Source organism: Methylobacterium carpenticola (assembly GCF_042748905.1).
Classification (GTDB): Bacteria; Pseudomonadota; Alphaproteobacteria; order Rhizobiales; family Beijerinckiaceae; genus Methylobacterium; species Methylobacterium carpenticola.
Window position 1 is genome coordinate 4,601,583 of record NZ_JBHZEO010000001.1, and the last position, 22,386, is coordinate 4,623,968.

Here is a 22,386-nt window from a genome sequence, read left to right on the forward strand (position 1 = left end):
CGCGGCGCTCCGCCCTCGCGTGGCGCTTCATGGCGGCCTATTTCGACCGCTACCTGCGGCGGCACATGAATGCCCTGCGGGTGAGCCGCTGGGGCGTGCCGGATCCCGGCGGCCATCCGGGGCCGATCATCGTCTATTGCAACCATCCGGCATGGTGGGACGCGGCCGTGCTGATCCTGCTCGCCGACCGCTACTTCCCGGACCGGGAGGGCTACGCCCCCTTCGACGCCGCCATGCTGGAGAAGTACGGGATCTTCGCGCGGATCGGCGCCTTCGGGGTCGATCTCGCCTCGCGCCGGGGGGCGGCGAGCTTCCTCGCCGCCGCGCGCCGCATCCTCGCACGCCCGGACCGCGCCCTCTGGATCACCGCCCAGGGGCGCTTCAGCGACGCGCGCGAGCGCCCGCTCGGCCTGCGGCCCGGCGTGGCGCACCTCGCCGAGATCGCGCCCGGCGCGGTGTTCTGGCCGCTCGCCCTCGACTACGCCTTCTGGGAGGAGCGCGGGGCCGAGGCCTTCGCGGCTTTCGGCGCGCCGATTCCCGCCCGCGACCTCCTGGCCCTGCCCCGGCCGGATCGCCTCGCGCGGCTCGAAGCGGAGCTGACGACCATCCTCGACCGGCTCAGCGCCGACGTCATGCGCCGCGACCCGTCCCGCTTCGTCGCGCTGGTCGAGGGGCGGCGCGGGGTCGGCGGCATCTACGACGCGTGGCGGCGCCTCGGCGCCGCCCTCGCCGGGCGCCGCTTCGAGCCCGGCCACGGCGGAGGCTGAGGCAAGGAATGCTCCCGTGACAGCGCTCGCGCTCCTCGCCCTGATCCTCGCCCTGATCCCGGCCCTGCACGCCATCGGCAACCTCGCGACTCTGCACGTGCCGAGGGCGGAACCGGGCCCCGGCCTCGTCTCGATCCTGATCCCCGCCCGCAACGAGGCCGCGAACCTCGCCGCGACGCTCGCGGCGGCGCTGGCGAGCCGGGATGTCCCGGTGGAGGTGATCGTCGGCGACGACCATTCCACGGACGGAACGGCGGATCTGGTGACGGCGCTCGCCGCCCGCGAGCCGCGCCTGCGGCTCCTGCGGGTGCCGCCCCTGCCGCCGGGCTGGACCGGCAAGAACCACGCCTGCCACGCCCTCGCGCAGGCGGCGACAGGGAGCGCCCTGCTGTTCATCGACGCCGACGTGCGGATCCACCACCACGCCGCCGCGGCGCTCGCCGCCCATGCCCGCCGCGCCGGCGCAGCCCTGGTGAGCGGGGTGCCCCGGCAGGTGACGGGCTCGCTCGGCGAGCGGCTCACCGTACCGATGATCAACTTCCTGCTGCTCGGCTACCTGCCGATCCCGCTCGCGCGGCTCCTCCCCCACCCGGCGCTCGGCACGGCCTGCGGCCAGCTCGTGCTGATCACCGCCGAGGCCTACCGCGCCACGGGCGGGCACGCGGCCATCCGCCAGACCCTGCATGACGGGGTGCAGTTGCCGCGGGTCTTCCGGCGGCAGGGCTGGCACACGGACCTCGTGGACGCCGCCCCGCTCGCCACCTGCCGGATGTACGCGAGCTTCGGCCAAGCCTGGGCCGGGTTCTCGAAGAACGCCCACGAGGGCCTCGCGACCGTCCGGGCGCTCCCGCTCTGGAGCCTCCTGCTGTTCGGCGGCCACGTCCTGCCCTGGCTCCTCGTGCTCGCGGGCGATGCCGGCGGCCTGCCGGCCATCCTCGTCTCGCTCGGCACGCGGATGGCCGTGACGCGGAAGGCCCGCGAGGATGCCTGGACGGTTCCGCTCCACCCGCTCGCCATCCTCACGACGCTGGCCTTGCAGTGGAACGCGCTGATCCGCCCGGGCCGGGCGGGCGTTTCGACCTGGAAGGGCCGCACCTATCCGGCGGCCCCCGGGCGTTCGCCCTGACCGGGACGTCCGCCGAATCCGCCCCGCCGCGCTGGCTCTGCGACGAGATGCTGGCCCGGCTCGCGCGGATCCTGCGCGCCGCCGGCTACGACACCGCCCTCGCCGCCCCCGGCACGCCGGACCGCGCCTTGCTGGAATCGGCCGGGCGCGAGGGGCGCGTCCTGCTCACCCGCGACCGGCGGCTCGCCGCGGCGGCCGGGCACCGGGGTCTGCTGATCTTGCAGGACGAGCCGGAGGCGCAGGCGCGGCATCTCGCGCGCGCCTGCGGCATCGCTTGGTCCCTCGCCCGCTTCACGCGCTGCCTGATCGACAACGAGCATCTGCGCGAGGCCGCGCCCGCGGAGATCGCGGCCCTGCCCGCCGCGGCCCGGGCCGGACCCGGCCCGTTCCTGGCCTGCCCGGCCTGCGGACGGGTCTACTGGCCGGGCAGCCACGTCCGCCGGATGCTGGAGCGTCTCGACCGGCTCGACGCCGCTACCAATGCTCGGTCCCCGGATCGCCCTTGAAGGGGCCGACCACGCGGGGGGTGATCCAGCCGCCGTAGAAGCGGCCGGCCTGCGGCGTCACCCGCGCCTCGCCGACGTAGCAGGCCTCCATCGGCCCGGCATAGAAGGCGAGGTAATGCGCGAGCGGCTCGAACCCCGCCATCGGCGCCGGATACATCCAGGCCGCGCCGGGCGCCGTGGCGTCGCCGACCGTCACGTCGAACAGGAAGGAGCGCCCCTTCCATTCGCAGATGCCTCCCGGCATCGGCGAGCCGAGCAGGTCGGGCAGGACATCATCGGGCGGGAAGTAGTAGGTGGGCGGATGGCTGGTCTCCAGGATGCGGAGGCCCGCGCGGGTCTCGGCGATGGTGACGCCGCCCAGAACCACCCGCAGGCGCTCCGGCACGGGTTCGAGACGCGGCGGGCGCGGGTAATCCCAGACGCTCTCCTGCCCAGGTCCGGGCATCATCGGCTGCGGGTGCATGCGGGCTCCTCCTGACGCGGAGGATGGGGCAGGTTCCGCGCTCCGGCGCCGCGGCACGATGCCCGGGGCCGCCGCCCCGGACACCGCCATTTGCCACGCGCCGGGGCTTGCGGTTTAAGCCCCTGGCCGCACCAAGGGCCCGTTCCGTGGGCGGAAGGCCGCCAGCCGGAGAGCCGATGCCGTGACCGATTCCCTCGCGCTGTTCCTCGACTTCGATGGCACCCTCGTCGACATCGCCCCGCGCCCCGATCAGGTCGTGGTGCCCCCGGAGCTGCCGGGGGCGCTCGCGCGGCTGCGGGCGAGGCTCGGCGGCGCGCTCGCCATCGTGACCGGCCGGCCGATCGCCACGATCGACGGCTTCCTCGCGCCCGAGCGCTTCGATGTCGGGGGCCTGCACGGCGTCGAGATGCGGCGCGGCAGCGACGTGGCCGGCTGCGAGCCCGCCGCCCACCCGGCTTTGCGGGCCGGCGTCGTCGCGCTGGCGCATGCGGTGGCGGATCTCGACGCGGTGCTGATCGAGGACAAGGGCTGCTCGGTGGCCGTCCACTGGCGCCTCGCCACCCCGACCGATGCCGGGCGCGCCCAGGACGCGATCGAGCGCCTGGCCGCCGATCTCGGCCCCGCCTACCGGCTGCAGCGCGGCAAGGCGGTGGCGGAGATCCTGCCCGCCACCGCGACCAAGGGCCACGCCATCCGCTCCTTCCAGCAGGAGGCGCCCTATGCGGGCCGCCGGGCCGTGTTCTTCGGCGACGACCTCACCGACGAGAAGGCCTTCGTGACCGTCAACGCCGATGGCGGGGTGAGCGTGCGCATCGGCGGCGGCGCGACGGTGGCGCAGCGCCGCCTCCTCCAGCCGGAGGACGTGCGCGAATTGCTGCTGCGCTGGGCGGACGGCGCGCCGATCGATCCCGGCGCGCTGCCGCTCGCGTGAGCGGCGGCCTCTCGGCACGGCGCCGCGGGCGTGCTAACGCAGCCACCCGATCCAGAAGCGAGGACGATTGTCCGCGATGCGCTTGTCTTCCCTCTTTCGTGCCGGAGCCTTGTTGATCGCCATGTCCAGCGCCGCCTCTTCCGCCGATTACGTCACCACCCCCTCGGGCCTGCAATACAAGGACACCGTCGCCGGCACCGGCGCGGCGCCGAAGGCCGGCCAGACGGTCAGCGTCCACTACACCGGCTGGCTCGACGACAAGGGCAGCAAGGGCAAGAAGTTCGACAGCTCGGTCGATCGCGGCCAGCCGCTGAACTTCGCGGTCGGCACCGGCCAGGTGATCAAGGGCTGGGACGAGGGTCTCTCGACCATGAAGGTCGGCGGCAAGCGCACCCTGGTGATCCCGCCGGACCTCGGCTACGGCGCGCGCGGCGCCGGCGGCGTCATCCCGCCGAACGCCACGCTGATCTTCGACGTCGAGCTGCTCGGGGTTCGCTGAGCGCCGGGATCCGGACGTCGATCCGCTGGCGGCGAGGAGCGGTCAGGCGAGCTTCGAGGCCAGCGCTGCGCGGTGGCATCTCAGCAGGCGGAGCGGGCGGGTGCCGGGGACGCCGGCTCGTCAAGCCCGCGTGGGAGTTCCGGCGGCCGGAACGTGATCGTCCGGCAAGCCGCCTCATACGGTTTCCGGATGATCGCTTCGCGATGCGGAAACCGGCCTCGCTCAGGCGCCGCGCGGGCTCGTGATACGGTTTCCGAAAGTGATCGTCCGGAAACCGTATCACACCTCCAGCCATTCCCGCCGCACCGCCTCGTTCGCCAACAGCGCGGCGGGCGTGCCCTCGAAGACCATGCGGCCATGGCCCATGACGTAGAGGCGCTGCGAGAGCTTGAGGGCGATCGTCAGCTTCTGCTCGACGAGGAGCACCGCGACCCCGCGGGCGGCGATCTCGGCGATCAGCTCGCCGACGCGGGACACCATCTGCGGTGAGAGCCCCTCGGTCGGCTCGTCGATCATGATGAGGTCCGGGTTGCCCATCAGGGTGCGGCAGATGGTGAGCATCTGCTGCTCGCCGCCGGACAGGACCCCGCCGGGCGTGTCGATGCGCTCCTCGAGCCGCGGGAAGAGCCGGAAGATGTCGGCCTCGCTCCAGCGCGCCCCCGATCCGGCCTTCTCGCCGAGCGCGAGGTTCTGGCGCACGGTGAGCTTGGGGAAGATCGCGCGCTCCTCCGGCACGTAGCCGAGGCCGCGGCGGGCGACGACGTGGGGCTTGAGCCCCGCCACCGGCTTGCCCTTGAAGCGCACGCTGCCGCGGGGCGCCACGTCCCCCATGATCGCCTTGAGCGTGGTCGAGCGGCCGACGCCGTTGCGGCCGAGGATCGAGACGATCTCGCCCGCCCCGACCGTGAAGCTGACGCCCTGGAGGATGTGGCTCTTGCCGTAATAGGCGTGCAGGTCCTCGACCTCGAGGAGGGCCGGGGCGGCCCGGGGAGGCATCGCGAGGGCGGCGCTCATGCGGCGGCGACTCCCAGATAGGCTTCCTGCACGGCGCGGTTCTCGCGGATGCGCTCGGGCGTGTCGGTGGCGATGAGGCGCCCGTAGACCAGCACCGAGATGCGGTCGGCGAGGCCGAACACCACCGCCATGTCGTGCTCCACCATCAGGAGCGTGCGCCCCCGCGTGACCTCGCGGATCAGCGCCGTGGCGTGCTCGCTCTCGCTATGGCTCATGCCGGCCATCGGCTCGTCGAGCAGGATCACGCGGGCGTCGCTCGCGATGCTGATGCCGATCTCCAGCGCGCGCTGCTCCGCATAGGCCAGCATCCCGGCCGGCATGGCGGCCCGGTGACCGAGGCGGATGCTGTCGAGGATCTCGGCGGTGCGCTCCGCGACGCCGGGCAGGCGCTCGACGCTGCGCCAGAACAGCGGCCGGTAGCCCATGGCCCGCAGCACCGCGCAGCGCACGTTCTCCCAGACCGTGAGCTTGGGGAAGATGTTGGTGACCTGGAAGCTGCGCGCGAGGCCGCGCCGGGCGATCACCGCCGGGCGCGCGCCGGTGATGTCGGCTCCCTCCAGGCGGATGGTGCCGGAACTCGGCACGAGGCGCCCGCTGATCAGGTTGAACAGGGTCGATTTGCCGGCTCCGTTCGGCCCGATGATGGCGTGGCGCTCGCCGGTCGGGACGGTGAGATCCACGCCCGCGATGATCTGCGTCGCACCGAAGGACTTGGTGACGCCGGAGAGTTCGACGGCCGGTGCGGTCATGATCCGCGTCCCTCCCGGGCGGCGAGGGAGGCCGCGTGCCACGCCTCCGCGACCCGCGGCGCCACGGCGCGCAGGCCGAGGACGCCACCGAGGAAGGCCGCCCCCGCCACGAGCCAGGGCAGCGGCGTCGCCACGTCGAGGCCGATCCCGAACAGGGTCATGGCGGTGCCCTCCCCGGCCTTCACCAGCGCCCGGAAGCCCATCTCGATCAGGGCGATGCCGCCGGTCAGCAGGGCGAGGAACGGCACCAGGGCCAGCGCGTAGGCGGGCAGCAGCCGGTGGGCCGTGCCGGCGCGGATCAGCGGGCCGTGCATCAGCGCGAGCCCCGCGATGCCGCCCGGCGCGAACATCACGATGCCGATGAACAGGAGCCCGAAATAGAGCTGCCAGACCTCGGTGAGGTCGCTGAGCGAGACCTGCAGGACGGTGACCAGCACGGCGCCAATCACCGGCCCGACGAAGTGCCCGATGCCGCCGATGAAGGCCGCGAGCAGCACCACGCCCGATTGGTGCAGGCCGAGATAGGAGGAATTGACGATCTCGAAGTTGATGGCCGCGAGCGCCCCCGCCACGCCCGCGAAGGCGGCCGAGAGGCAGAAGGCGACGAGGCGCACGCCCTGCGGCTCGTAGCCGATGAACTCGACCCGCTCGGGGTTCTCCCGCACGGCGTTGCACAGGCGCCCGAGCGGGGTGCGGGTGATGCCGTACATCAGCAGCGCGCAGACCAGGCACCAGCCGGCGATCAGGTAGTAGACCTGGATCTGCGGCCCGAAGCTGAGGTCGAACAGGCGCAGCATCTTGGTGCGGTTGGTGGTGATGCCCTCCTCGCCGCCGAAGAAGCTGTGCAGGATGTGCGAGCCCGAGGCGACGAGTTCGGCGAGGCCGAGCGAGATCATCGCGAAGACGGTGCCAGCCCGGCGCGTCGAGACGAGGCCGAACAGGAAGCCGAAGGCGAGCCCGGTGAGGGCGCCGACGAGGGGCATGACGGCGAGCGGCACCGGCAGCCGTCCGGCCGCCACGACGTTCATGACATGGACGGTGAAGAAGGCGCCGAGCCCGTAATAGACCGCGTGCCCGAAGGACAGGAGGCCGGTCTGCCCGAGCAGCATGTTGTAGGACAGGGCGAAGACGATCATGATGCCCATGAGGCTCATCATCGTGAGCGAGGCGCCGCTGGTGAAGACGTGCGGCGCGGCAGCCAGGATGGCGGCGGCGGCGAGCCAGGGCAGGAGCGCCCCGACGAGGCCGTGCTCCCGCGGCCGGGCGGCGCGCACCGGGCGGCTGCCGGCCCAATCCTCCGCGGCGGGCGCGCGTTCGGCGAGGTCCGTCATGCTTCGCGGTTCCCGAGAAGCCCGGTCGGCCGCACGATCAGCACGATCACGAGCAGGAGATAGGGGATGACCGGCCCGATCTGCGCGATCGTGACGGTCCAGAGATCGCCGAGGACACCGCCGGAGGGCGCAGCCTCGAGGCCGAGCGCCGCGAACACGCTGGCCACCGAGACGTCGAGGGAAATGGCGAAGGTCTGGACGAGGCCGATCAGCAGCGAGGCCACGAAGGCCCCGGTGAGCGAGCCGAGGCCGCCCACCACCACCACCACGAACAGGATCGGCCCGAGCAGGCCCGCCATGTTGGACTGGGTGACCAGGGCCGGCCCGGCGATGACGCCCGCCACCGCCGCGAGCCCGGTGCCGACGCCGAAGACCAGCATGAACACCTTCGCCACGTCGTGGCCGAGCATCGCCACCATGTTCGGATGGGTGAGCGCCGCCTGGATGATCAGGCCGACCCGCGTGCGCGTCAGGGCCAGCAGCAGGCCGGCGAAGATCGCCACCGACACGGCCAGCATGAACAGCTTGTAGGCGGGATAGTTGGTGCCGAAGATCGTGAAGGCCGGGAAGTCGAGGAGGGCCGGGACGCGGTAATCCACCGGCAGCTTGCCCCAGACCATCTGCACCACCTCCTCGATCACGTAGGCGAGGCCGAAGGTGAAGAGCAGCTCGGGGACGTGGCCGTGGCGGTGGACGTTGCGCAGGCCGTAGCGCTCCACGAGCGCGCCGAGGCCGCCGACCACGACCGGCGCCACCACGAGCCCGATCCAGAACCCGGTGAACCGGCTGATCTGATAGCCGAAGAACGCGCCGAGCATGTAGAAGCTCGCATGCGCGAAGTTGAGCACGCCCATCATGCTGAAGATGAGTGTGAGCCCGCTCGCCATGAGAAAGAGCAGCATGCCGTAGAGCACGCCGTTCAACGTGGAGACGATCACGAGTTCAAGCAACGGGTGGTCTCCCGAGGCGAGGATGGTGGTCGGCCGTGGTGGAGACGCGGGCCCCCTCTCCCGCACGGGAGAGGGGGCCCGCGCCTGCCGGATAGGCTCAGCTCGGCCGGTCCATCTTGCAGGTGGTGGGCAGGAGCGTGTCCTTGGCGCTCACCTCGCCCGCCGCCTTCCAGCCCCACCCTGTATTCTCGGCATCGAACTGCGTGGCGGTATCCACCGGTCCCAGCTGCGAGATGTACATCGTCTGGAACAACTGGTGGTCGTCCGGCCGCATGAAGCTGTCCTGGCCGTAGAGCGTGTCGTTGTGGATCGATTCCATCGCCTTGGCGATGGCTTTCGGATCCGTGGACTTCGCCGCCGTGGCGGCCTTCACCAGGATGTTCATCAGGTTCACGGCGCGCGGATAGGTCAGTTCCTGGCCGATCCGGGCCCGGAAGGCCTTCTCGAAGTCGTGGCCGGGCGGGAACGGGATGTTCGCGTAGCCCTCGGCGATCTGGAAGACGCGGTCGGCGAGGTTGGCCTGCTTGATCGCGGTCGGGCCGCCGGTGCCGCCGCCGTAATAGGTGTAGAAATTGGCCTGGAGCCCCGCATCGCCCGCCGCCTTCAACAGCAGCGACATGTCCTGCGCCCAGTTGCCGGTGATCACCGTGTCGGCGCCCGACGCCTTGATCTTGGCGATGTAGGGCGAGAAGTCGTTGACCTTCTGCAGCGGCGCGACCTCGTCGCCGACGATCTGGATATCCGGACGCTTCTCCTTGAGCATGGCACGCGCCGCCGAGCGCACCGCCTGCCCGAACGAGTAATCCTGATTGATCAGATAGACCTTCTTGATCTCCGGCTTTCCCTTGATGAAGTTGGTCAGGGCCGCCATCTTGATGTCGGAATTGGCGTCGAAGCGGAAGTGCCAATAGCTGCACTTGGCATTCGTCAGCGCCGGATCGACCGCCGCATAGTTGAGGTAGATGACTTCCTTGCCGGGATTGCGGTCGTTGTACTTACCCACGAAATCGATGATCGCGGCCGCCACGCTGGAACCGTTGCCCTGCACGACGACGCGCGCACCCGCGTCGATCGCCTTCTGGAGCTGGACGAGGCTCTCCTGCGGGTTGAGCTTGTTGTCGTAGCCCGTCACTTCCAGCTTGAGATCGGCGTTCTTGGCGTTGAGCTGCTCCGCCATGTACTGGAAGGTCTTCAGGCCCGACTCGCCGGTGCTGGCGCCGCCGCCCGAGAGCGGATCGATGAAGGCGATCTTCAGGGTCGCGGGGGCCGCCAGCGCCGTACCCGCCGCCAAGGCCAGAAGCCCGGCCGCGGTGGTGCGCGCGATCGTTCTCAACACGGTCGTCCTCCTCGGGTCGCGTTTCCGCCTCGTCGCTGGCGCGCCGCGTTCGGCGTCGCCGGCGGCTTGTCCGCCGCGTCAAATCGCGGGGACGTCCCCGGGGCATGGCGCACCCCGGGTTTGCCGCGCCGGTCGAAGCCTGCCCTCAGGTCCGTGGCCGGTCAAGACGCGAAATCATGATCCGCATCGCGAAACAGGTTGCCGAACGGCCAGCGGATTGGGCAGGGTTCACGGATCGACTGCCGCGCGTCCCGCGGTGATCCGGGTGACCCATACCGAGTGGACGACACGATGCCACAGGCTTTCGCGACGGGCCGCGAGCCGCAGCGCGGCCGCGCCGGGACCTTGCCCGACCTCATCGAGGGCGAGGATGGCGACCGTCAGTTCGTGACGGCCCTCGCCCGCGGGCTTCAGGTGCTGCGCGCGTTCCGGGACGCGACCGAGATGCTCGGCAACCGCGAGATCGCCGAGCGCACCGGGCTGCCCAAGCCCACCGTCTCGCGCCTGACCCATACGCTGCTCACCCTCGGCTACCTCGTCCACGGTGATGACGGGGAGCGCTACGGGCTCGGCCCCGCGGTGCTGGCGCTCTCGGCGGCGTTCCTGCGCCAGAACTCCTTCCCGCAGATGGCGAAGCCCTACCTGCAGGACCTCGCCACCGCCGTGCAGGCGCATGTGGCGCTCGGGCTGCTCGACGGGCTCCACAGCGTGTACATCCAGCTCTGGCGCGGCGTGGGCCAGACCATCACCCTGTCGCGGGAAGTGGGCTTCCACCTGCCGCTCGCCCGCAGCGCCATGGGCATGGCGACGCTCGCGGGCATGGACGAGGAGCAGCGCGCCCCCCTGCTGGCGCGCCTGCGCGCGGAGAGCGGGGCCGACTGGCCACGGCTCGATGAGACCATCGCCCGCTGCACCGCCGAGGTGGCGGAGCAGGGCTTCTGCATCGGGCTCGGGATCTGGCACCCGGAGATCAACGCGGTGGCGGCCCCGGTGCACAGCCCGGGCGCCCGGGGCCTGTTCGCCATCAACATCAGCGGACCGGCCTTCCTGATGACCGAGACGGCGTTGCGCGCCGAGATCGGCCCCAAGCTCATGGCAACGATCGACCGGATGCGCGCCCTCGGGATCGTCGACTGAACCGGTGTCCGGACGATCCGCCCGACCGTGATCGCACCCGCGAGGCCAACCCTGGACAGGCCCGCCACACCCTGCCATCACTTGCGAAACACGATTTCGCAGGGTGGAAGCGCGGATGATCAGTGCCAATCTGGCGGGGCAATGCGTCCTGGTGACGGGTGGGGCCTCGGGAATCGGGCTCGCGGCCGTCACGCTCTTCGCCCGCAACGGCGCCACGGTGGCCCTCAACCATCTGCCCGAGGATCAACGCGGCCCGGAAGCCGCCGCGCGCCTCGCCGACGAGGGCCTGCGGGTGCTCGCGATCCCGGGCAACGTCGCGGCGGCGGGCGAGGCGGAGGATCTGGTCGGGCGGGCGGTCGCGGCCCTCGGCGGCCTCGACGTGCTCATCAACAATGCCGGCACGCCCGGCACCCATCAGCCGATCGCCTTCTCCGACCTCGACGCGATGACCGAGGACTTCTGGCAGACGATCCTGTCGACGAACCTGATCGGCCCCTATCGCTGCGCCCGCGCCGCGGCCCGGGCCCTGAAGGCGCGGCGCGGCGCCATCGTCAACACCGCCTCGGTGGCCGGGCTCGGCCGGCGGGGATCGAGCATCGCCTATTCGGCGAGCAAGGCCGGCCTCGTGAACCTCACGCGCAGCCTCGCCCGCGCGCTCGCCCCGGAGGTGCGCGTCAACGCGGTGGCGCCCGGCCTCGTGGAGACGCCCTGGACGGAAGCCTGGCCGCCCGAGCGCAAGCAGGCGACGCTCGCCCGCACCCTGCTCGCCCGCTTGGCCAAGCCCGAGGACATCGCCGAGGCGATGCTCTTCCTCGCCGCCGGTGCGGCCTACATGACCGGGGAGACCCTGGTCGTGGATGGTGGAAACGACTGAGGATCCCCGCGATGTCACGTGCGACCGTCATCACCTGCGCCCTCACCGGCTCGTTCGACACGCCGTCGAAGAACCCGGCCGTCCCGGTCAGCCCGAAGGCGATCGCGCAATCCGCCCTCGACGCGGCCGGCGCCGGCGCCGCGGTGGTCCACATCCACGTGCGCGACCCCGGGACCACCAAGCCCAGCATGGAGCTGGCCCTCTACCGCGAGGTGGTCGAGCGGATCCGCGCGCGCAACACCGACGTGATCCTCAACCTCACCACGGGCGCGGGCGGGCGCTTCGTCCCGGGCGAGGACGACCCCGCGATCGCGGGGGCCGGCACCAGCCTCGCCTCCCCAGAGGTCCGCACCCGCCACGTCACGGCGCTGCGGCCGGAGATCTGCACCCTCGACGTGGCGACGATGAATTTCGGCGAGCACGCCTTCCTCAACACGCCCGGCCACCTGCGGGCCATGGCGGCGCGGATCGCCGAGGCCGGCGCCCGGCCGGAGATCGAGGTGTTCGACCTCGGGCAGATCGAACTCGCCAAGCACCTGATCGCGGAAGGGCACCTCGCCCGCCCGCCCCTGTTCCAGATCTGCCTCGGCATCCCGTGGGGTGCCCCGGCGACGCCCGAGACGCTCCTGCAGATGCGCGACCGGCTGCCGCCAGACGCGGTCTGGTCCGCCTTCGGCATCGCGCGCGCCGAGTTCCCGATGGTGGCGCTGGCCGCGACCGCGGGCGGGCACGTGCGGGTGGGGCTGGAGGACAACCTCTACCTGTCGCGCGGTCAGCTCGCGCCAAGCAACGCGGCCCTGGTCGAGAAGGCGGCCACGCTGCTCTCGCTCCTCGACTGCGCCCCGGCCACGCCGGAGGAGGCGCGCCGCCTGTTCGGGCTCGCGCCGCGCTGAAGGCCGGCATCGCGGGCGCGCGCCCGACACGGCTCGGCAGCGCCGAACCGGCCGCCCGGATCGGGATTCATACGGTTTCCGGATGATCGCTTCGCGATGCGGAAACCGGCTTCGCTCAGGCGTGCGCGGAGCCCTGCTCCGTGCCGCGCGGACTGGTGATACGGCTCCCGCACGGATCGTCCGGACACGGTTTCACTCCGGGCTCGCGCTCTCCTTGCCGCCGAGCGCCTCGACCAGCGACACGAGGCGGCGGCGGACCTGCGGGTCCGTCACCCGCTGGAAGGCCCGCACGAGCTGGAGGTCCTGGCTCGTCCAGAGAACGTCCGTGGCCGGCAGCCGCGGCGTCTCCGGGCGCTCCTCGTCGTGCCCGCTCTCGGGGCGCGGCGCGCCCTCGTAGAAGAAGCCGACCGGCACTCCGAGCATCTCGGCGATCTGCTGCAGGCGGCTGGCGCTGATGCGGTTGGCCCCCTTCTCGTATTTCTGGATCTGCTGGAACGTCACACCGAGCGCATCGCCCAGCTTCTCCTGGCTCACGCCGACGAGGAGCCGCCGGACACGCACCCGGTGCCCGACATGACGATCGATTGGATCCGGTGCCTTCTTCAACGGCCTGCTCCACCCCCTGCCTTACGGCCGCGCGTTCCTTCCGCGCACGCCGATGGCCAGCAGGGCAGACCCTAGAAGCAAAGCCGCGAAAAACAAATCGCCAAAACGCGCGTAGAACGTCCTTTCCCCTAGGTTGTGGGGAAGCTTCCCGTCGAGCACCCCCTCCGCACCGACCGGAAGGAACCCGACGACCCGTCCGTAAGGGTCGACGATCGCTGATATGCCAGTGTTGGCGGCCCGCACGAGTGGCAAGCCTTCCTCTACGGCACGCAGGCGCGCCTGCGCGAAATGCTGACGGGGACCCGGCGTATCGCCGAACCAGCCGTCATTGGTGAGGTTGAGGATCAGGCCCGGGCGGCTGCCGTCCGGCACCACTTCGCCGGGGAAGATCACCTCGTAGCAGATCGAGGCGGCCACCGGCGGCAGCCCCGGCACCGCGAGGGGGCGGCGCCCGCCCTCGGCCGCCGTGAAGCCGCCGGGCACGGCCACGAACTGGCGCAGGCCCAGGGTGCGCAGGATCCGGTCGACCGGCTCCGGCAGGTATTCGCCGAACGGCACCAGATGATGCTTGTCGTAGGGCACCCCGAGAATGCCCTCGGCCCCGATGGTCAGGATGCCGTTGTAGAAGTGGAGCCGCTCGCCCGGCAGCGGCTCGTCGGCGCGGGCGGCGCCCGTGACGAGGATCTTGCCCGGCGGCAGCGCGGCGGTGATCCGGGCCAGCGCCTTGGGCTCGCGCTGGATCAGGAACGGGAAGGCCGATTCGGGCCAGATCAGGTGCGTGATGTCGGCGAGCCCGCGCGAGTCGGGCGCCGTCGCGCTGTCGCTGAGGCCGAGATAGCGTTCGAGTATGCCCTCGCGGTTGCTCGGGTTGAAGCGGGCATCCTGGGGGATGTCGGGCTGGACGAGGCGCAGCCGCACCCCGGGCACCGCCGGCATCGGTGCCGCGGGCAGGCGCCACGCGCCCGCCCCGGCAAGGAGCGCGACCGCCGCGAGGGCGAGGAGCGGCGGCGTCCAGCGCGCCCGCGCGGTCGCCCCGGTGGCAAGAACCGCCGGGGACGCCCCGATCAGCACGGCGAGCAGGGTGAGGCCGTAGAGCCCGAGCACGGAGGCGGCCTGCATCAGCCAGAGATTCTGGCCGAGCGCCATCCCGAGCGTGTTCCAGGGAAAGCCGGTGAACAGGTGTCCGCGCAGCCATTCCGCAGCCGACAACCCGACCGCCAGCGCGAGGATTCGTCCCCAGCCGGGAGACCAGATCAGCCGCGCCAGAGCGAAGCCGAGGCCGAAGAACAGCCCCAGCACCGCCGGCAGGCCGAGCACGCCGAGCGGCATCAGGACGGCGAACTCGTCGGCATCGACCAGGAAGGCGGCGCCGAGCCACCACAGCCCGGCGACGAGGTAGCCGAAGCCCCAGGCCCAGCCGATGAGCGCGGCGGTGCGGATCGTGGCGAGACGCCGCAGCCGCCCGGCGCCGGTGGCGGCCCCGTCGAGGAGCCAGATCGCGGGCACGAGCGCCACGACGAGGGCCGGCAGGATGCCGAAAGGCGGCATGGCGAGCGCCCCGCAGGCGCCCGCGAGCCACGCCAGGGTCAGGCGCCGCCAGCCCGAGGTGAGCGCGACGCGGTCGGCCAGGACGCCGAGCCGGGAGGGAGACGAGGCGCTCGGCGCATCGAAATCAGGATGCCGCATGGATCTTCCGCAGGACCGGGCGAACCGGCCTCGGCGCACCGGGGCCGGTTCGCTCAGGTTCTTGAATCATCGCAGGGTCTCGACGCGGCACCGCGGCCAAGCCTGCTGGGCGGTTGCGGGCCGCGGAAGCGGCCGGGCTGAAGCGGAATCGCACGGGGCGATGCCGCTCATCGTCTGGTTGCCGCATCATCGCCGCCGGACCGGCGACCGCTTCGGCGCATGAGGCCGGCGAGTCAGGCGCCCGCGTCGACCGGAGCGCCCGAACCGCTGAGCGTGTGCGGCGGCGGCAGGGCGAGGGGCTCGGCCGCCGCCGCGAGCTTCGCCGGGCCGTGATGCAGGCGCAGGCGCTTGATCCGGCGCGGATCGGCGTCCAGCACCTCGACCTCGAAGTCGCCCGGCACGGCGATGACCTCGCCGCGCGAGGGCACCCGGCCGGTGATGGTGACCACGAGGCCGCCGATCGTGTCGACCTCCTCGGCCATCTCGCCCACCGCCCCGGCGATGTCGAAGCCCGTCGCCTCGGCGATGTCGTCGAGGCTCGCGCGGGCATCCGCCACGTAGATCTCGGCCTCTCCCTCGACGCGCAGGACCCGGTGGCCCTCGGCGACGTCGTGCTCGTCCTCGATGTCGCCGACGACGACCTCGATCAGGTCCTCGATGGAGATGAGGCCGTCGGTGCCGCCGTACTCGTCGATGACGAGGGCCATGTGGGTCCGGCTCGCCTGCATGCGGACCAGGAGGTCGATGGCCGGCATGGACGGCGGCACGAACAGCACCGGCCGCAGGATGCGGGTCGAGGCGAGGGTCGCGTTGAGGTCGACCGTTCCCAGGCTCGGCGCGCGGGCGAGGTTCGGGCGGCTGGCGCGGCCGTCCTCCTGGATCATCGGCGGCGGCTCGGCGGTGAGCCGCCCGCCGCGGGCGGAGCCGGCCTCGGCCCGCGCCGCCAGATGATCCACGAAGTCGCGGATATGGACCATGCCGCGGGGATCGTCGAGGGTCTCGCCGTAGACCGGCAGGCGCGAATGGCCCGCCGTGCGGAACACCTTGAGCAGCTCGCCGAGGGAGATGTCGTCGGATACCGCCACGATGTCGGCGCGCGGCACCATCACGTCGTCGACCCGCACGCGGTGCAGGCTGAGCACGTTCTTCAGCATCGCCCGCTCGACGGGCGAGAAGGCGTGGTCGCCGTTCTGCGCCTCCGCCAGCGCGTCGGTGATCTCGTCGCGCTGGGTCTCGCGCGGCTTCAGGTGGAAAATGGTGAGGAGACGGTCATACCACGGCTCGCGCGCCGAACTGTCCTCGTCCGGGGCGGCCTGGGCGGTCGCGGCGGCGCCACGACTTCGATCGTTGCTCATGTCTCTCTGGTCTGGAATTGCAGCGCCCGCGGCTTAGTCCACGGTGTCGCCATAGGGGTCCGGAATGCCGAGACGCCGCAGCGCGGTGACCTCAAGCGCTTCCATCGCCTCGGCCTCGGCCTCGTCGGTCTCGTGATCCTGGCCGAGGAGGTGCAGCGTGCCATGAACCAGCAGATGCGCAAGGTGGTGGCCGAGTGGCTTCGACTGCTCCCCACTCTCGCGCAGCATTGTGTCATACGCAAGAACGACGTCACCGAGGGGCCGCAGCCCCCCGCCATGGGGGTGCCCGGCCGGGAAGGAGAGCACGTTCGTGGGCTTGTCCTTGCCCCGCCACGTGCGGTTGAGCTCCTGCACGGCCTCGTCGTCGGTGAGCACCACGCTCACCTCCACCGGCCCCTCCGGCGGCAGGACGGCGAGCGCCGCCTCCACCGCGCCGCGCACGAAGGCGCCGAGATCCGGCACCGCCTCCTCCCAGCGCTCGTCCTCGAGGACGACGTCGATCTCGTTCTCCATCGCCGGCCCCGTCACGGCAGGGGCCCGCGCCGGGGAGCCGGGCGGCTGTCCGGCGGCTCGCCGCCCTGGCGCGTATCGGCCTCGTAGGCGGTGACGATCCGGCGCACGAGATCGTGACGAACCACGTCCGCGTCCTTGAAGGTCACGCGGCCGATGCCCTCGACCCCCTCCAGGATCCGTACCGCCTCCACGAGGCCGGATTTCTGGCCCGGCAGCAGGTCGATCTGGCTCGGATCGCCGGTGACGATCATGCGCGAGTTCTCGCCGAGCCGCGTGAGGAACATCTTCATCTGCATCGAGGTGGTGTTCTGCGCCTCGTCGAGCAGCACCACCGCGTTGGTGAGGGTGCGCCCGCGCATGAAGGCGAGCGGCGCGATCTCGATCATGCCGGTCTGGAGCCCGCGATCGACGTGGCGCGCCTCCATGAAGTCGTAGAGGGCGTCGTAGATCGGGCGCAGATAGGGATCGACCTTCTCGCGCATGTCGCCCGGCAGGAAGCCGAGCCGCTCGCCCGCCTCCACGGCCGGGCGGGACAGGATCAGGCGCTCGGCGTGGCCCTGCTCGAGGAGCGAGACCGCGTAGCCCACCGCGAGCCAGGTCTTGCCGGTGCCCGCCGGCCCCTCGGCGAAGACGAGTTCGTTGGCGCGCAGGGCCTTGATGTAGGCGTCCTGCGCGGCGTTGCGGGCCCGCACGGCCCCGCGGCGGCGGGTGGCGATCTGGTCGAACTGCGCGCGCTCGCCGTTGGTGGGCGCCTCCGCGGCCGGAAACAGGCTGCCCTGGAGCGAGGCCTCCTGGATGACGCCGTCGACGTCGCCGAGGGTGAGCGGCGCGCCGCCGCCGTCCTTCACCCGGGAGTAGAGCGTCTCCAGCACCATGCGGGCCCGCTCCACGGCCTCCGGCGTGCCCTTGACCACTACGTGATTGCCCAGCGCGGTCGCCACGATGCCGAGCCGCCGCTCCAGATGGGCGACGTTCTGGTCGTACTGGCCGAAGACCAGGCTCGCGAGGCGGTTGTCGTCGAAGGTGAGCGCGATCTCGGCGGCCTCGCTCAGGCCCGCGACCGGCCGTGCGGCCGTCTCGCGTCCCCGTCCACCGCGTCCCGAAGACTCTCCCGGTCGCAAATCGGAGCCCCTATGCTGCGGCGGCCGGCGCCGCCTCCGCCCGTTCCCCGAACAGGCTGTTGGAACCGGCGCGGGTGAGGCGCACCGGCAGGACCGTGCCGATCACGGCCGCATCCGCCTCGATCTGCACCGCCTGGAGATAGGGCGACTTGCCGGCGACCTGACCCGGATGCCGGCCGGCCTTCTCGATCAGCACGTCGACCACGCGCCCGATCGAGGCCCGGTTGAAGGCCTTGGTCTGCGCGTCGAGGAGCGCCTGCAATTCGGCCAGCCGCTCGCGCTTCACCGCCTCCGGCACCGCGTCCTCGCTCTCGGCGGCCGGGGTGCCCGGCCGCGGGCTGTACTTGAACGAGAAGGCGCTGGAGAAGCCGACATCCGCCACGAGGCGCAGCGTCTCGGCATGATCCGCGTCGGTCTCGCCGGGGAAGCCGACGATGAAGTCGGAGGAGAGCGCGATGTCCGGCCGCGCCGCGCGGATGCGGTCGATGAGGCGCCGGTAGGTGTCGGCGTCGTGCTTGCGGTTCATGGCCGCGAGGATGCGGTCCGAGCCCGACTGCACCGGCAGGTGCAGGTAGGGCATCACCGCCGGGCAGTCGCGATGGGCGGCGATGAGGTCGTCGTCCATGTCGCGCGGATGGCTCGTGGTGTAGCGCAGCCGCGCGATGCCCGGCACCTCGGCGAGGCGGCGCAGCAGGCGGCCGAGCGACCACGTCGCCCCGTCCGGCCCCTCGCCGTGGAAGGCGTTGACGTTCTGGCCGATGAGGGTGAGTTCGCGCGCGCCGCCCGCGGCGAGGCGCTCGGCCTCGGCCAGGATCTTGTCCACCGGCCGCGAGACCTCGGCCCCGCGCGTGTACGGCACCACGCAGAAGGCGCAGAACTTGTCGCAGCCCTCCTGCACGGTGAGGAAGGCGGAGGCGCCGAGCACCCGGCGCGGCGGCAGGTGATCGAACTTGTCGTCGATGGGGAATTCCGTATCGACGACCTTGCCCTCCCGGGCCCGACGCAACAGGTCGGGCAGGCGGTGATAGCTCTGCGGCCCCACCACCACGTCCACGGAGGGGGCCCGGTGGATGATCTCGCGCCCCTCGGCCTGGGCCACGCAGCCCGCCACGACGATGGTCGTCTCGCGCCCGGCCTCGGCACGCTCGCCCTTGAGGTCGCGCACCCGGCCGAGTTCGGAATAGACCTTCTCCGCCGCCTTCTCGCGGATGTGGCAGGTGTTGAGGACGACGACGTCCGCCTCCTCCATCACGGCCGTTTCCGTGAAGCCCTCGCGGCCGAGCAGATCCACCATCCGGGCCGCGTCGTAGACGTTCATCTGGCAGCCGTAGGATTTGACGAACGCTTTCTTCAACGAACCGGCCTTCTGCGGGGGATGGGGCGGAGGGTTCCCCGTCATGTAAGCCGTCGCGGCCGGATTGAGAATAGGCGGACCGGAAACGGAACGGGCCCCTCGCGGGGCCCGTCGCGCCGGTGACGATCCGGGAGATCAGTAGCCGCGGGCGTAGCGGCGGCGGGAGAGCGGCGAGGTCGGATCGAGGTAATCGAGGCCCGAGAGGTCGACCGAAACGGACGACAGGCCCGGCCTTGCCCCGATGAAGGCGGTGTTGGTGATCGGATCGGGCAGCACGCCGGCCCCGCCCCAGCGCTCGCGGTTGGCGATGTAGGGCGGCGAGGCCAGGTACGACGCCGTGATGAAGTGCGGGTTCGTCGCCGGGTTGGAGACCGAGCCCGCATTCGGCGCCACCACGTTGCCGGCATCGAGCCAGCTGCGCGGACGCACGCGGATGGCGAGGCCCTGACCGCCGCGGTAGCTGCGGATGACGTAGCTGTCCTGCGCCTCCGAGCCGACGGTTCCGGCGCCCAGGGTCGCGAGGGAGAGAAGCCCGAGCAGGGCTAGGCGGGACGTGCGCATGGACGGAACCTCGATCATGGTGCCGCGAGCGTAGCGGCAAGTGGATAAGGAAAGGTCAGCGGCTTGTGTCGGGATGACGTCCCAGCGCGGCCGTAGTTCCCGGATCCCGCCACGCTTGGGCCGATTGTCGCACTTTCGCCGCATTTTTTCGCTCGCGGGGCCGGCGGGCCGCCGTCGTGTCCCTCGGCTCGGGCGCCGGCGGCGCGCAGACCGGGCGGGCGGGCCGGGTCAGGAGATCGACCACGGCCGCCGGCAGCAGCACGTTCGGCCGGGCGGTGAGCCGGTCGAGGGCGCAGCCGACCGCGACGGGCTCCGGCGGCAGGCCGAGGGGGGCGCAGAGCCAGCCGTCGAGCCGGATCGCGGGATCGAGCAAGCGGAAGGCCGTGCAGGCGCGCTGCCCCTCCGACCCCGACAGCGTGGCCTCCAGGGTTTCGACCGGTCCGAAGCGGCTCTCGATCCGGCCGCGGTCGCCGGTGCGGATCACCGCGAGACCGTCATGCTCGGCGGCCCGGCGCACGAGGCTCACGAACAGGCCGGTCTCCAGATCGGGCGCCTCGGCCAGGGTGACGCGCAGGAACGGCGTCTCGATGGTGCCGAAGTCGCCGAGCGCGAGGCTGTCCTCCCGCAGGCCGAGGCTCGGCCGCCGCCGGGCGCCGGCACGCGCCTCATCCGTCCCGTCGAGGCGGTAGCGGTCGGCCGCGGCATCCTCCCAGACGGGCGGGGCGGCGATGGCGGCCGGCGCCGGGGCGGGCGCGTCCCGGCGCTCGCTCGCCAGGATGCTGAGGAGCGCGATCACCGCGGCGGCGCCGATGCTCTTGCGCAGGGGCTGCCAGCCGGAGCGCCGGGCGGCCCGGGGCAGCGGCCGCGGCAGCATCGGCTCGGCCGGTCCGAGATCGCGGGCAAGCGCGCGTCCGGCCCGCGTGAGGGCCGCATCGTCGAAATCCCGCAGCGGCACGGGGCCTCCGATCGCTGGGCATCATTCGCCGTCGTGGTCGCCCGTTCGGCGGCGGAAATGATGCGGAGACACGAGGCCGGGCGGACCGGCCTCACGCAGGTCCGCCCGGCGCAGCCGGGAGATCGGGCCGCGCGCCCATGCAACCGCAGCCGCCTCGCCAACCCGTTCGCGCCGGCGTCCTGTCCACGCCTCGTGCGGATCATGGTGAATCGGCCGTGAGCGCTGACGACCGGACGAATCTGTCGCCGGCGCAGCGTCCCGGCCCTTGACAGAAGGGCAGCCCGCGGTGTTGCTGCGCTCGGCCGTGCTCCCCATCTTCCGTGGGCGCAGCGTCCGGGGATTTTGACCGCGCCATGCGTGCTGTGTCGATTACGACGAAACCGAAAGCCCTGACGGCGATCACCGCCGGCTGAAGCCTCGCGTCGTCCTCGGATCCCTCCCCGTCCGTGGCGGACGGAGGCCGGGCTCCTTCAGTGAAGCCCGCCCGCACTCTCCGGGGAGGAGTCTTTCGCCGAACTGGAGAAGCAAGATGGGTTACAAGGTCGCCGTCGTCGGAGCCACCGGCAATGTGGGCCGGGAGATGCTCGACATCCTGGCCGAGCGTGCCTTCCCCGCCGAGACGGTCGTGGCGCTGGCCTCCCGCCGCAGCCTCGGCCAGGAGGTCTCCTTCGGCGACAAGACGCTGAAGGTGCAGGCCCTCGACCAGTACGACTTCTCCGACACGGATATCTGCCTGATGTCCGCGGGCGGCGACACCTCGAAGGAATGGTCGCCGCGCATCGGTCAGCAGGGCTGCGTCGTCATCGATAACTCGTCGGCCTTCCGCTACGATTCCGACGTGCCGCTGATCGTGCCGGAAGTGAACGCGGACGCGATCACCGGCTTCTCGAAGAAGAACATCATCGCCAACCCGAACTGCTCGACGGCGCAGCTCGTCGTGGCCCTCAAGCCGCTGCACGAGGCCGCCACCATCAAGCGCGTCGTGGTCGCCACCTACCAGTCGGTCTCCGGCGCCGGCAAGGAGGGGATGGACGAGCTGTTCAACCAGACCCGCGCCGTCTTCACGGCGGGCGAGGTCAAGGTGCAGAAGTTCACCAAGCGCATCGCCTTCAACGTCATCCCGCACATCGACGTCTTCATGGAAGACGGCTCCACCAAGGAAGAGTGGAAGATGGTGGCCGAGACGAAGAAGATGCTCGACCCCAAGATCAAGCTGACGGCGACCTGCGTGCGCGTGCCGGTGTTCATCGGTCACTCGGAGGCGGTGAACGTCGAGTTCGAGCGGCCGATCAGCGCCGAGGAAGCGCGCGAGATCCTGCGCTCGGCGCCGGGCGTGCTCGTCGACGACAAGCGCGAGCCGGGCGGCTACATCACCCCGCACGAGGCGGCGGGCGAGGACGCGACCTACATCTCGCGCATCCGCGAGGACATCACCGTCGAGAACGGTCTGTCCTTCTGGTGCGTGTCCGACAACCTGCGCAAGGGCGCGGCCCTCAACACGGTGCAGATCGCCGAGGTGCTGATCAACCGCAAGCTGATCAGCCCGAAGACGGCCGCCTGAGCACGCGGATCGGGAGCCCCTCGCCTCCCCCCGGGGTCGAGGGGCTGTCGGGCGCGATGATGAGCCTTGCCGGACCGACTGGTTCCAGCTTCGGTCTC

The 22,386-nt window shown here is 71.6% G+C and carries 23 protein-coding genes; 9 read left to right on the forward strand and 14 right to left on the reverse strand.

The annotated features are described in order from the left end of the window. Positions 1 to 29: 29 nt before the first annotated feature. From ACE101_RS21365 to ACE101_RS21375, 3 genes are read left to right on the forward strand one after another with little or no spacing between them, the layout of a single operon-like run. Complete coding sequence (locus ACE101_RS21365) at positions 30 to 767, forward strand: lysophospholipid acyltransferase family protein (RefSeq protein ID WP_379138836.1); 738 nt, start codon at positions 30 to 32, stop codon at positions 765 to 767. A gap of 16 nt (positions 768 to 783) precedes the next feature. Next, positions 784 to 1,893, forward strand: coding sequence for a glycosyltransferase family 2 protein (locus tag ACE101_RS21370; RefSeq protein WP_379133792.1), 1,110 nt, complete (start codon positions 784 to 786; stop codon positions 1,891 to 1,893). After that, positions 1,890 to 2,399 (forward strand): Mut7-C RNAse domain-containing protein, encoded by a 510-nt coding sequence (locus ACE101_RS21375; RefSeq protein ID WP_379138839.1) that lies wholly within the window; start codon positions 1,890 to 1,892, stop codon positions 2,397 to 2,399. The genes ACE101_RS21370 and ACE101_RS21375 overlap by 4 nt, the downstream gene beginning before the upstream one ends. Here the strand turns inward: ACE101_RS21375 and ACE101_RS21380 are convergent. Then, positions 2,368 to 2,862 carry a DUF427 domain-containing protein gene (locus ACE101_RS21380; protein WP_379133794.1) on the reverse strand — a complete coding sequence of 165 codons (495 nt, stop codon included), beginning with the start codon at positions 2,860 to 2,862 and terminating at the stop codon, positions 2,368 to 2,370. The two genes, ACE101_RS21375 and ACE101_RS21380, sit on opposite strands and share 32 nt — an antisense overlap. A gap of 181 nt (positions 2,863 to 3,043) precedes the next feature. Between ACE101_RS21380 and otsB the strand changes: the two genes are divergently transcribed. Both otsB and ACE101_RS21390 read left to right on the forward strand, forming a co-directional pair. Further along, positions 3,044 to 3,793, forward strand: a complete 750-nt coding sequence (gene otsB, locus ACE101_RS21385) for a trehalose-phosphatase (protein WP_379133797.1) — start codon at positions 3,044 to 3,046, stop codon at positions 3,791 to 3,793. Positions 3,794 to 3,869: 76 nt separating this feature from the next. After that, entirely contained in the window at positions 3,870 to 4,292 is a 423-nt protein-coding gene (locus ACE101_RS21390; RefSeq protein ID WP_379133800.1) for an FKBP-type peptidyl-prolyl cis-trans isomerase, read from the forward strand. 279 nt (positions 4,293 to 4,571) lie between these two features. On the opposite strand, the gene ACE101_RS21395 is transcribed toward ACE101_RS21390, so the two are convergent. The 5 genes from ACE101_RS21395 to ACE101_RS21415 form a co-directional block, all read right to left on the reverse strand. Continuing rightward, on the reverse strand, positions 4,572 to 5,306 hold the full coding sequence (locus ACE101_RS21395) for an ABC transporter ATP-binding protein (protein ID WP_379133802.1): 735 nt from the start codon (positions 5,304 to 5,306) through the stop codon (positions 4,572 to 4,574). Continuing rightward, entirely contained in the window at positions 5,303 to 6,055 is a 753-nt protein-coding gene (locus tag ACE101_RS21400) for an ABC transporter ATP-binding protein (protein ID WP_379133805.1), read from the reverse strand. Before ACE101_RS21400 ends, ACE101_RS21395 begins: the two co-directional genes overlap by 4 nt. Next, entirely contained in the window at positions 6,052 to 7,386 is a 1,335-nt protein-coding gene (locus ACE101_RS21405) for a branched-chain amino acid ABC transporter permease (RefSeq protein ID WP_379133808.1), read from the reverse strand. Before ACE101_RS21405 ends, ACE101_RS21400 begins: the two co-directional genes overlap by 4 nt. After that, a complete protein-coding gene (locus tag ACE101_RS21410; protein ID WP_379133811.1) occupies positions 7,383 to 8,336 on the reverse strand; it encodes a branched-chain amino acid ABC transporter permease in 954 nt (317 codons plus the stop codon). Before ACE101_RS21410 ends, ACE101_RS21405 begins: the two co-directional genes overlap by 4 nt. Before the next feature lie 97 nt (positions 8,337 to 8,433). Continuing rightward, a complete protein-coding gene (locus ACE101_RS21415; RefSeq protein ID WP_379138842.1) occupies positions 8,434 to 9,669 on the reverse strand; it encodes a branched-chain amino acid ABC transporter substrate-binding protein in 1,236 nt (411 codons plus the stop codon). Between the two features lie 294 nt (positions 9,670 to 9,963). Between ACE101_RS21415 and ACE101_RS21420 the strand changes: the two genes are divergently transcribed. The 3 genes from ACE101_RS21420 (at position 9,964) to ACE101_RS21430 (ending at position 12,576) form a co-directional block, all read left to right on the forward strand. Beyond that, entirely contained in the window at positions 9,964 to 10,809 is an 846-nt protein-coding gene (locus tag ACE101_RS21420) for an IclR family transcriptional regulator (protein ID WP_379133814.1), read from the forward strand. Between the two features lie 115 nt (positions 10,810 to 10,924). Then, a complete protein-coding gene (locus tag ACE101_RS21425) occupies positions 10,925 to 11,683 on the forward strand; it encodes an SDR family NAD(P)-dependent oxidoreductase (protein ID WP_379133816.1) in 759 nt (252 codons plus the stop codon). A gap of 11 nt (positions 11,684 to 11,694) precedes the next feature. Further along, positions 11,695 to 12,576: a beta-keto acid cleavage family enzyme gene (locus ACE101_RS21430; protein WP_379133819.1), complete on the forward strand. Its 882-nt coding sequence runs from the start codon at positions 11,695 to 11,697 to the stop codon at positions 12,574 to 12,576. Positions 12,577 to 12,768: 192 nt separating this feature from the next. On the opposite strand, the gene ACE101_RS21435 is transcribed toward ACE101_RS21430, so the two are convergent. From ACE101_RS21435 to ACE101_RS21470, 8 genes are all read right to left on the reverse strand, one after another. Then, positions 12,769 to 13,182 carry a helix-turn-helix domain-containing protein gene (locus ACE101_RS21435; RefSeq protein WP_379133822.1) on the reverse strand — a complete coding sequence of 138 codons (414 nt, stop codon included), beginning with the start codon at positions 13,180 to 13,182 and terminating at the stop codon, positions 12,769 to 12,771. A gap of 21 nt (positions 13,183 to 13,203) precedes the next feature. Continuing rightward, on the reverse strand, positions 13,204 to 14,868 hold the full coding sequence (gene lnt / locus ACE101_RS21440; protein WP_379133825.1) for an apolipoprotein N-acyltransferase: 1,665 nt from the start codon (positions 14,866 to 14,868) through the stop codon (positions 13,204 to 13,206). 233 nt (positions 14,869 to 15,101) lie between these two features. Further along, positions 15,102 to 16,223, reverse strand: coding sequence for a hemolysin family protein (locus ACE101_RS21445; RefSeq protein ID WP_379133828.1), 1,122 nt, complete (start codon positions 16,221 to 16,223; stop codon positions 15,102 to 15,104). 33 nt (positions 16,224 to 16,256) lie between these two features. Next, the gene (ybeY, locus tag ACE101_RS21450; RefSeq protein WP_379133830.1) at positions 16,257 to 16,736 is read right to left on the reverse strand and encodes an rRNA maturation RNase YbeY; all 480 of its coding nucleotides are present in this window, start codon (positions 16,734 to 16,736) and stop codon (positions 16,257 to 16,259) included. Positions 16,737 to 16,747: 11 nt separating this feature from the next. Next, complete coding sequence (locus tag ACE101_RS21455) at positions 16,748 to 17,857, reverse strand: PhoH family protein (protein ID WP_379133833.1); 1,110 nt, start codon at positions 17,855 to 17,857, stop codon at positions 16,748 to 16,750. A 10-nt stretch (positions 17,858 to 17,867) separates the two neighbouring features. Beyond that, a complete protein-coding gene (gene miaB / locus ACE101_RS21460; protein WP_379133835.1) occupies positions 17,868 to 19,211 on the reverse strand; it encodes a tRNA (N6-isopentenyl adenosine(37)-C2)-methylthiotransferase MiaB in 1,344 nt (447 codons plus the stop codon). A gap of 135 nt (positions 19,212 to 19,346) precedes the next feature. Next, positions 19,347 to 19,772, reverse strand: a complete 426-nt coding sequence (locus ACE101_RS21465; protein ID WP_379133838.1) for a hypothetical protein — start codon at positions 19,770 to 19,772, stop codon at positions 19,347 to 19,349. Positions 19,773 to 19,827: 55 nt separating this feature from the next. Further along, positions 19,828 to 20,727, reverse strand: a complete 900-nt coding sequence (locus tag ACE101_RS21470) for a hypothetical protein (protein ID WP_379133840.1) — start codon at positions 20,725 to 20,727, stop codon at positions 19,828 to 19,830. A 529-nt stretch (positions 20,728 to 21,256) separates the two neighbouring features. On the opposite strand from ACE101_RS21470, the gene ACE101_RS21475 reads away from it, so the two are divergent. Next, positions 21,257 to 22,288: an aspartate-semialdehyde dehydrogenase gene (locus ACE101_RS21475; RefSeq protein WP_379133843.1), complete on the forward strand. Its 1,032-nt coding sequence runs from the start codon at positions 21,257 to 21,259 to the stop codon at positions 22,286 to 22,288. Positions 22,289 to 22,386 lie beyond the last annotated feature (98 nt).

Coding starts and splice junctions, on each gene's coding strand:
- ybeY (WP_379133830.1), bottom strand. CDS start 16,736: ATGGAGAACGAGATCGACGTCGTCCTCGAGGACGAGCGCTGGGAGGAG.
- ACE101_RS21425 (WP_379133816.1), top strand. CDS start 10,925: ATGATCAGTGCCAATCTGGCGGGGCAATGCGTCCTGGTGACGGGTGGG.
- ACE101_RS21420 (WP_379133814.1), top strand. CDS start 9,964: ATGCCACAGGCTTTCGCGACGGGCCGCGAGCCGCAGCGCGGCCGCGCC.
- ACE101_RS21465 (WP_379133838.1), bottom strand. CDS start 19,772: ATGCGCACGTCCCGCCTAGCCCTGCTCGGGCTTCTCTCCCTCGCGACC.
- ACE101_RS21400 (WP_379133805.1), bottom strand. CDS start 6,055: ATGACCGCACCGGCCGTCGAACTCTCCGGCGTCACCAAGTCCTTCGGT.
- ACE101_RS21380 (WP_379133794.1), bottom strand. CDS start 2,862: ATGCACCCGCAGCCGATGATGCCCGGACCTGGGCAGGAGAGCGTCTGG.
- lnt (WP_379133825.1), bottom strand. CDS start 14,868: ATGCGGCATCCTGATTTCGATGCGCCGAGCGCCTCGTCTCCCTCCCGG.
- ACE101_RS21390 (WP_379133800.1), top strand. CDS start 3,870: ATGCGCTTGTCTTCCCTCTTTCGTGCCGGAGCCTTGTTGATCGCCATG.
- ACE101_RS21365 (WP_379138836.1), top strand. CDS start 30: ATGGCGGCCTATTTCGACCGCTACCTGCGGCGGCACATGAATGCCCTG.
- ACE101_RS21430 (WP_379133819.1), top strand. CDS start 11,695: ATGTCACGTGCGACCGTCATCACCTGCGCCCTCACCGGCTCGTTCGAC.
- ACE101_RS21395 (WP_379133802.1), bottom strand. CDS start 5,306: ATGAGCGCCGCCCTCGCGATGCCTCCCCGGGCCGCCCCGGCCCTCCTC.
- ACE101_RS21475 (WP_379133843.1), top strand. CDS start 21,257: ATGGGTTACAAGGTCGCCGTCGTCGGAGCCACCGGCAATGTGGGCCGG.
- ACE101_RS21405 (WP_379133808.1), bottom strand. CDS start 7,386: ATGACGGACCTCGCCGAACGCGCGCCCGCCGCGGAGGATTGGGCCGGC.
- ACE101_RS21445 (WP_379133828.1), bottom strand. CDS start 16,223: ATGAGCAACGATCGAAGTCGTGGCGCCGCCGCGACCGCCCAGGCCGCC.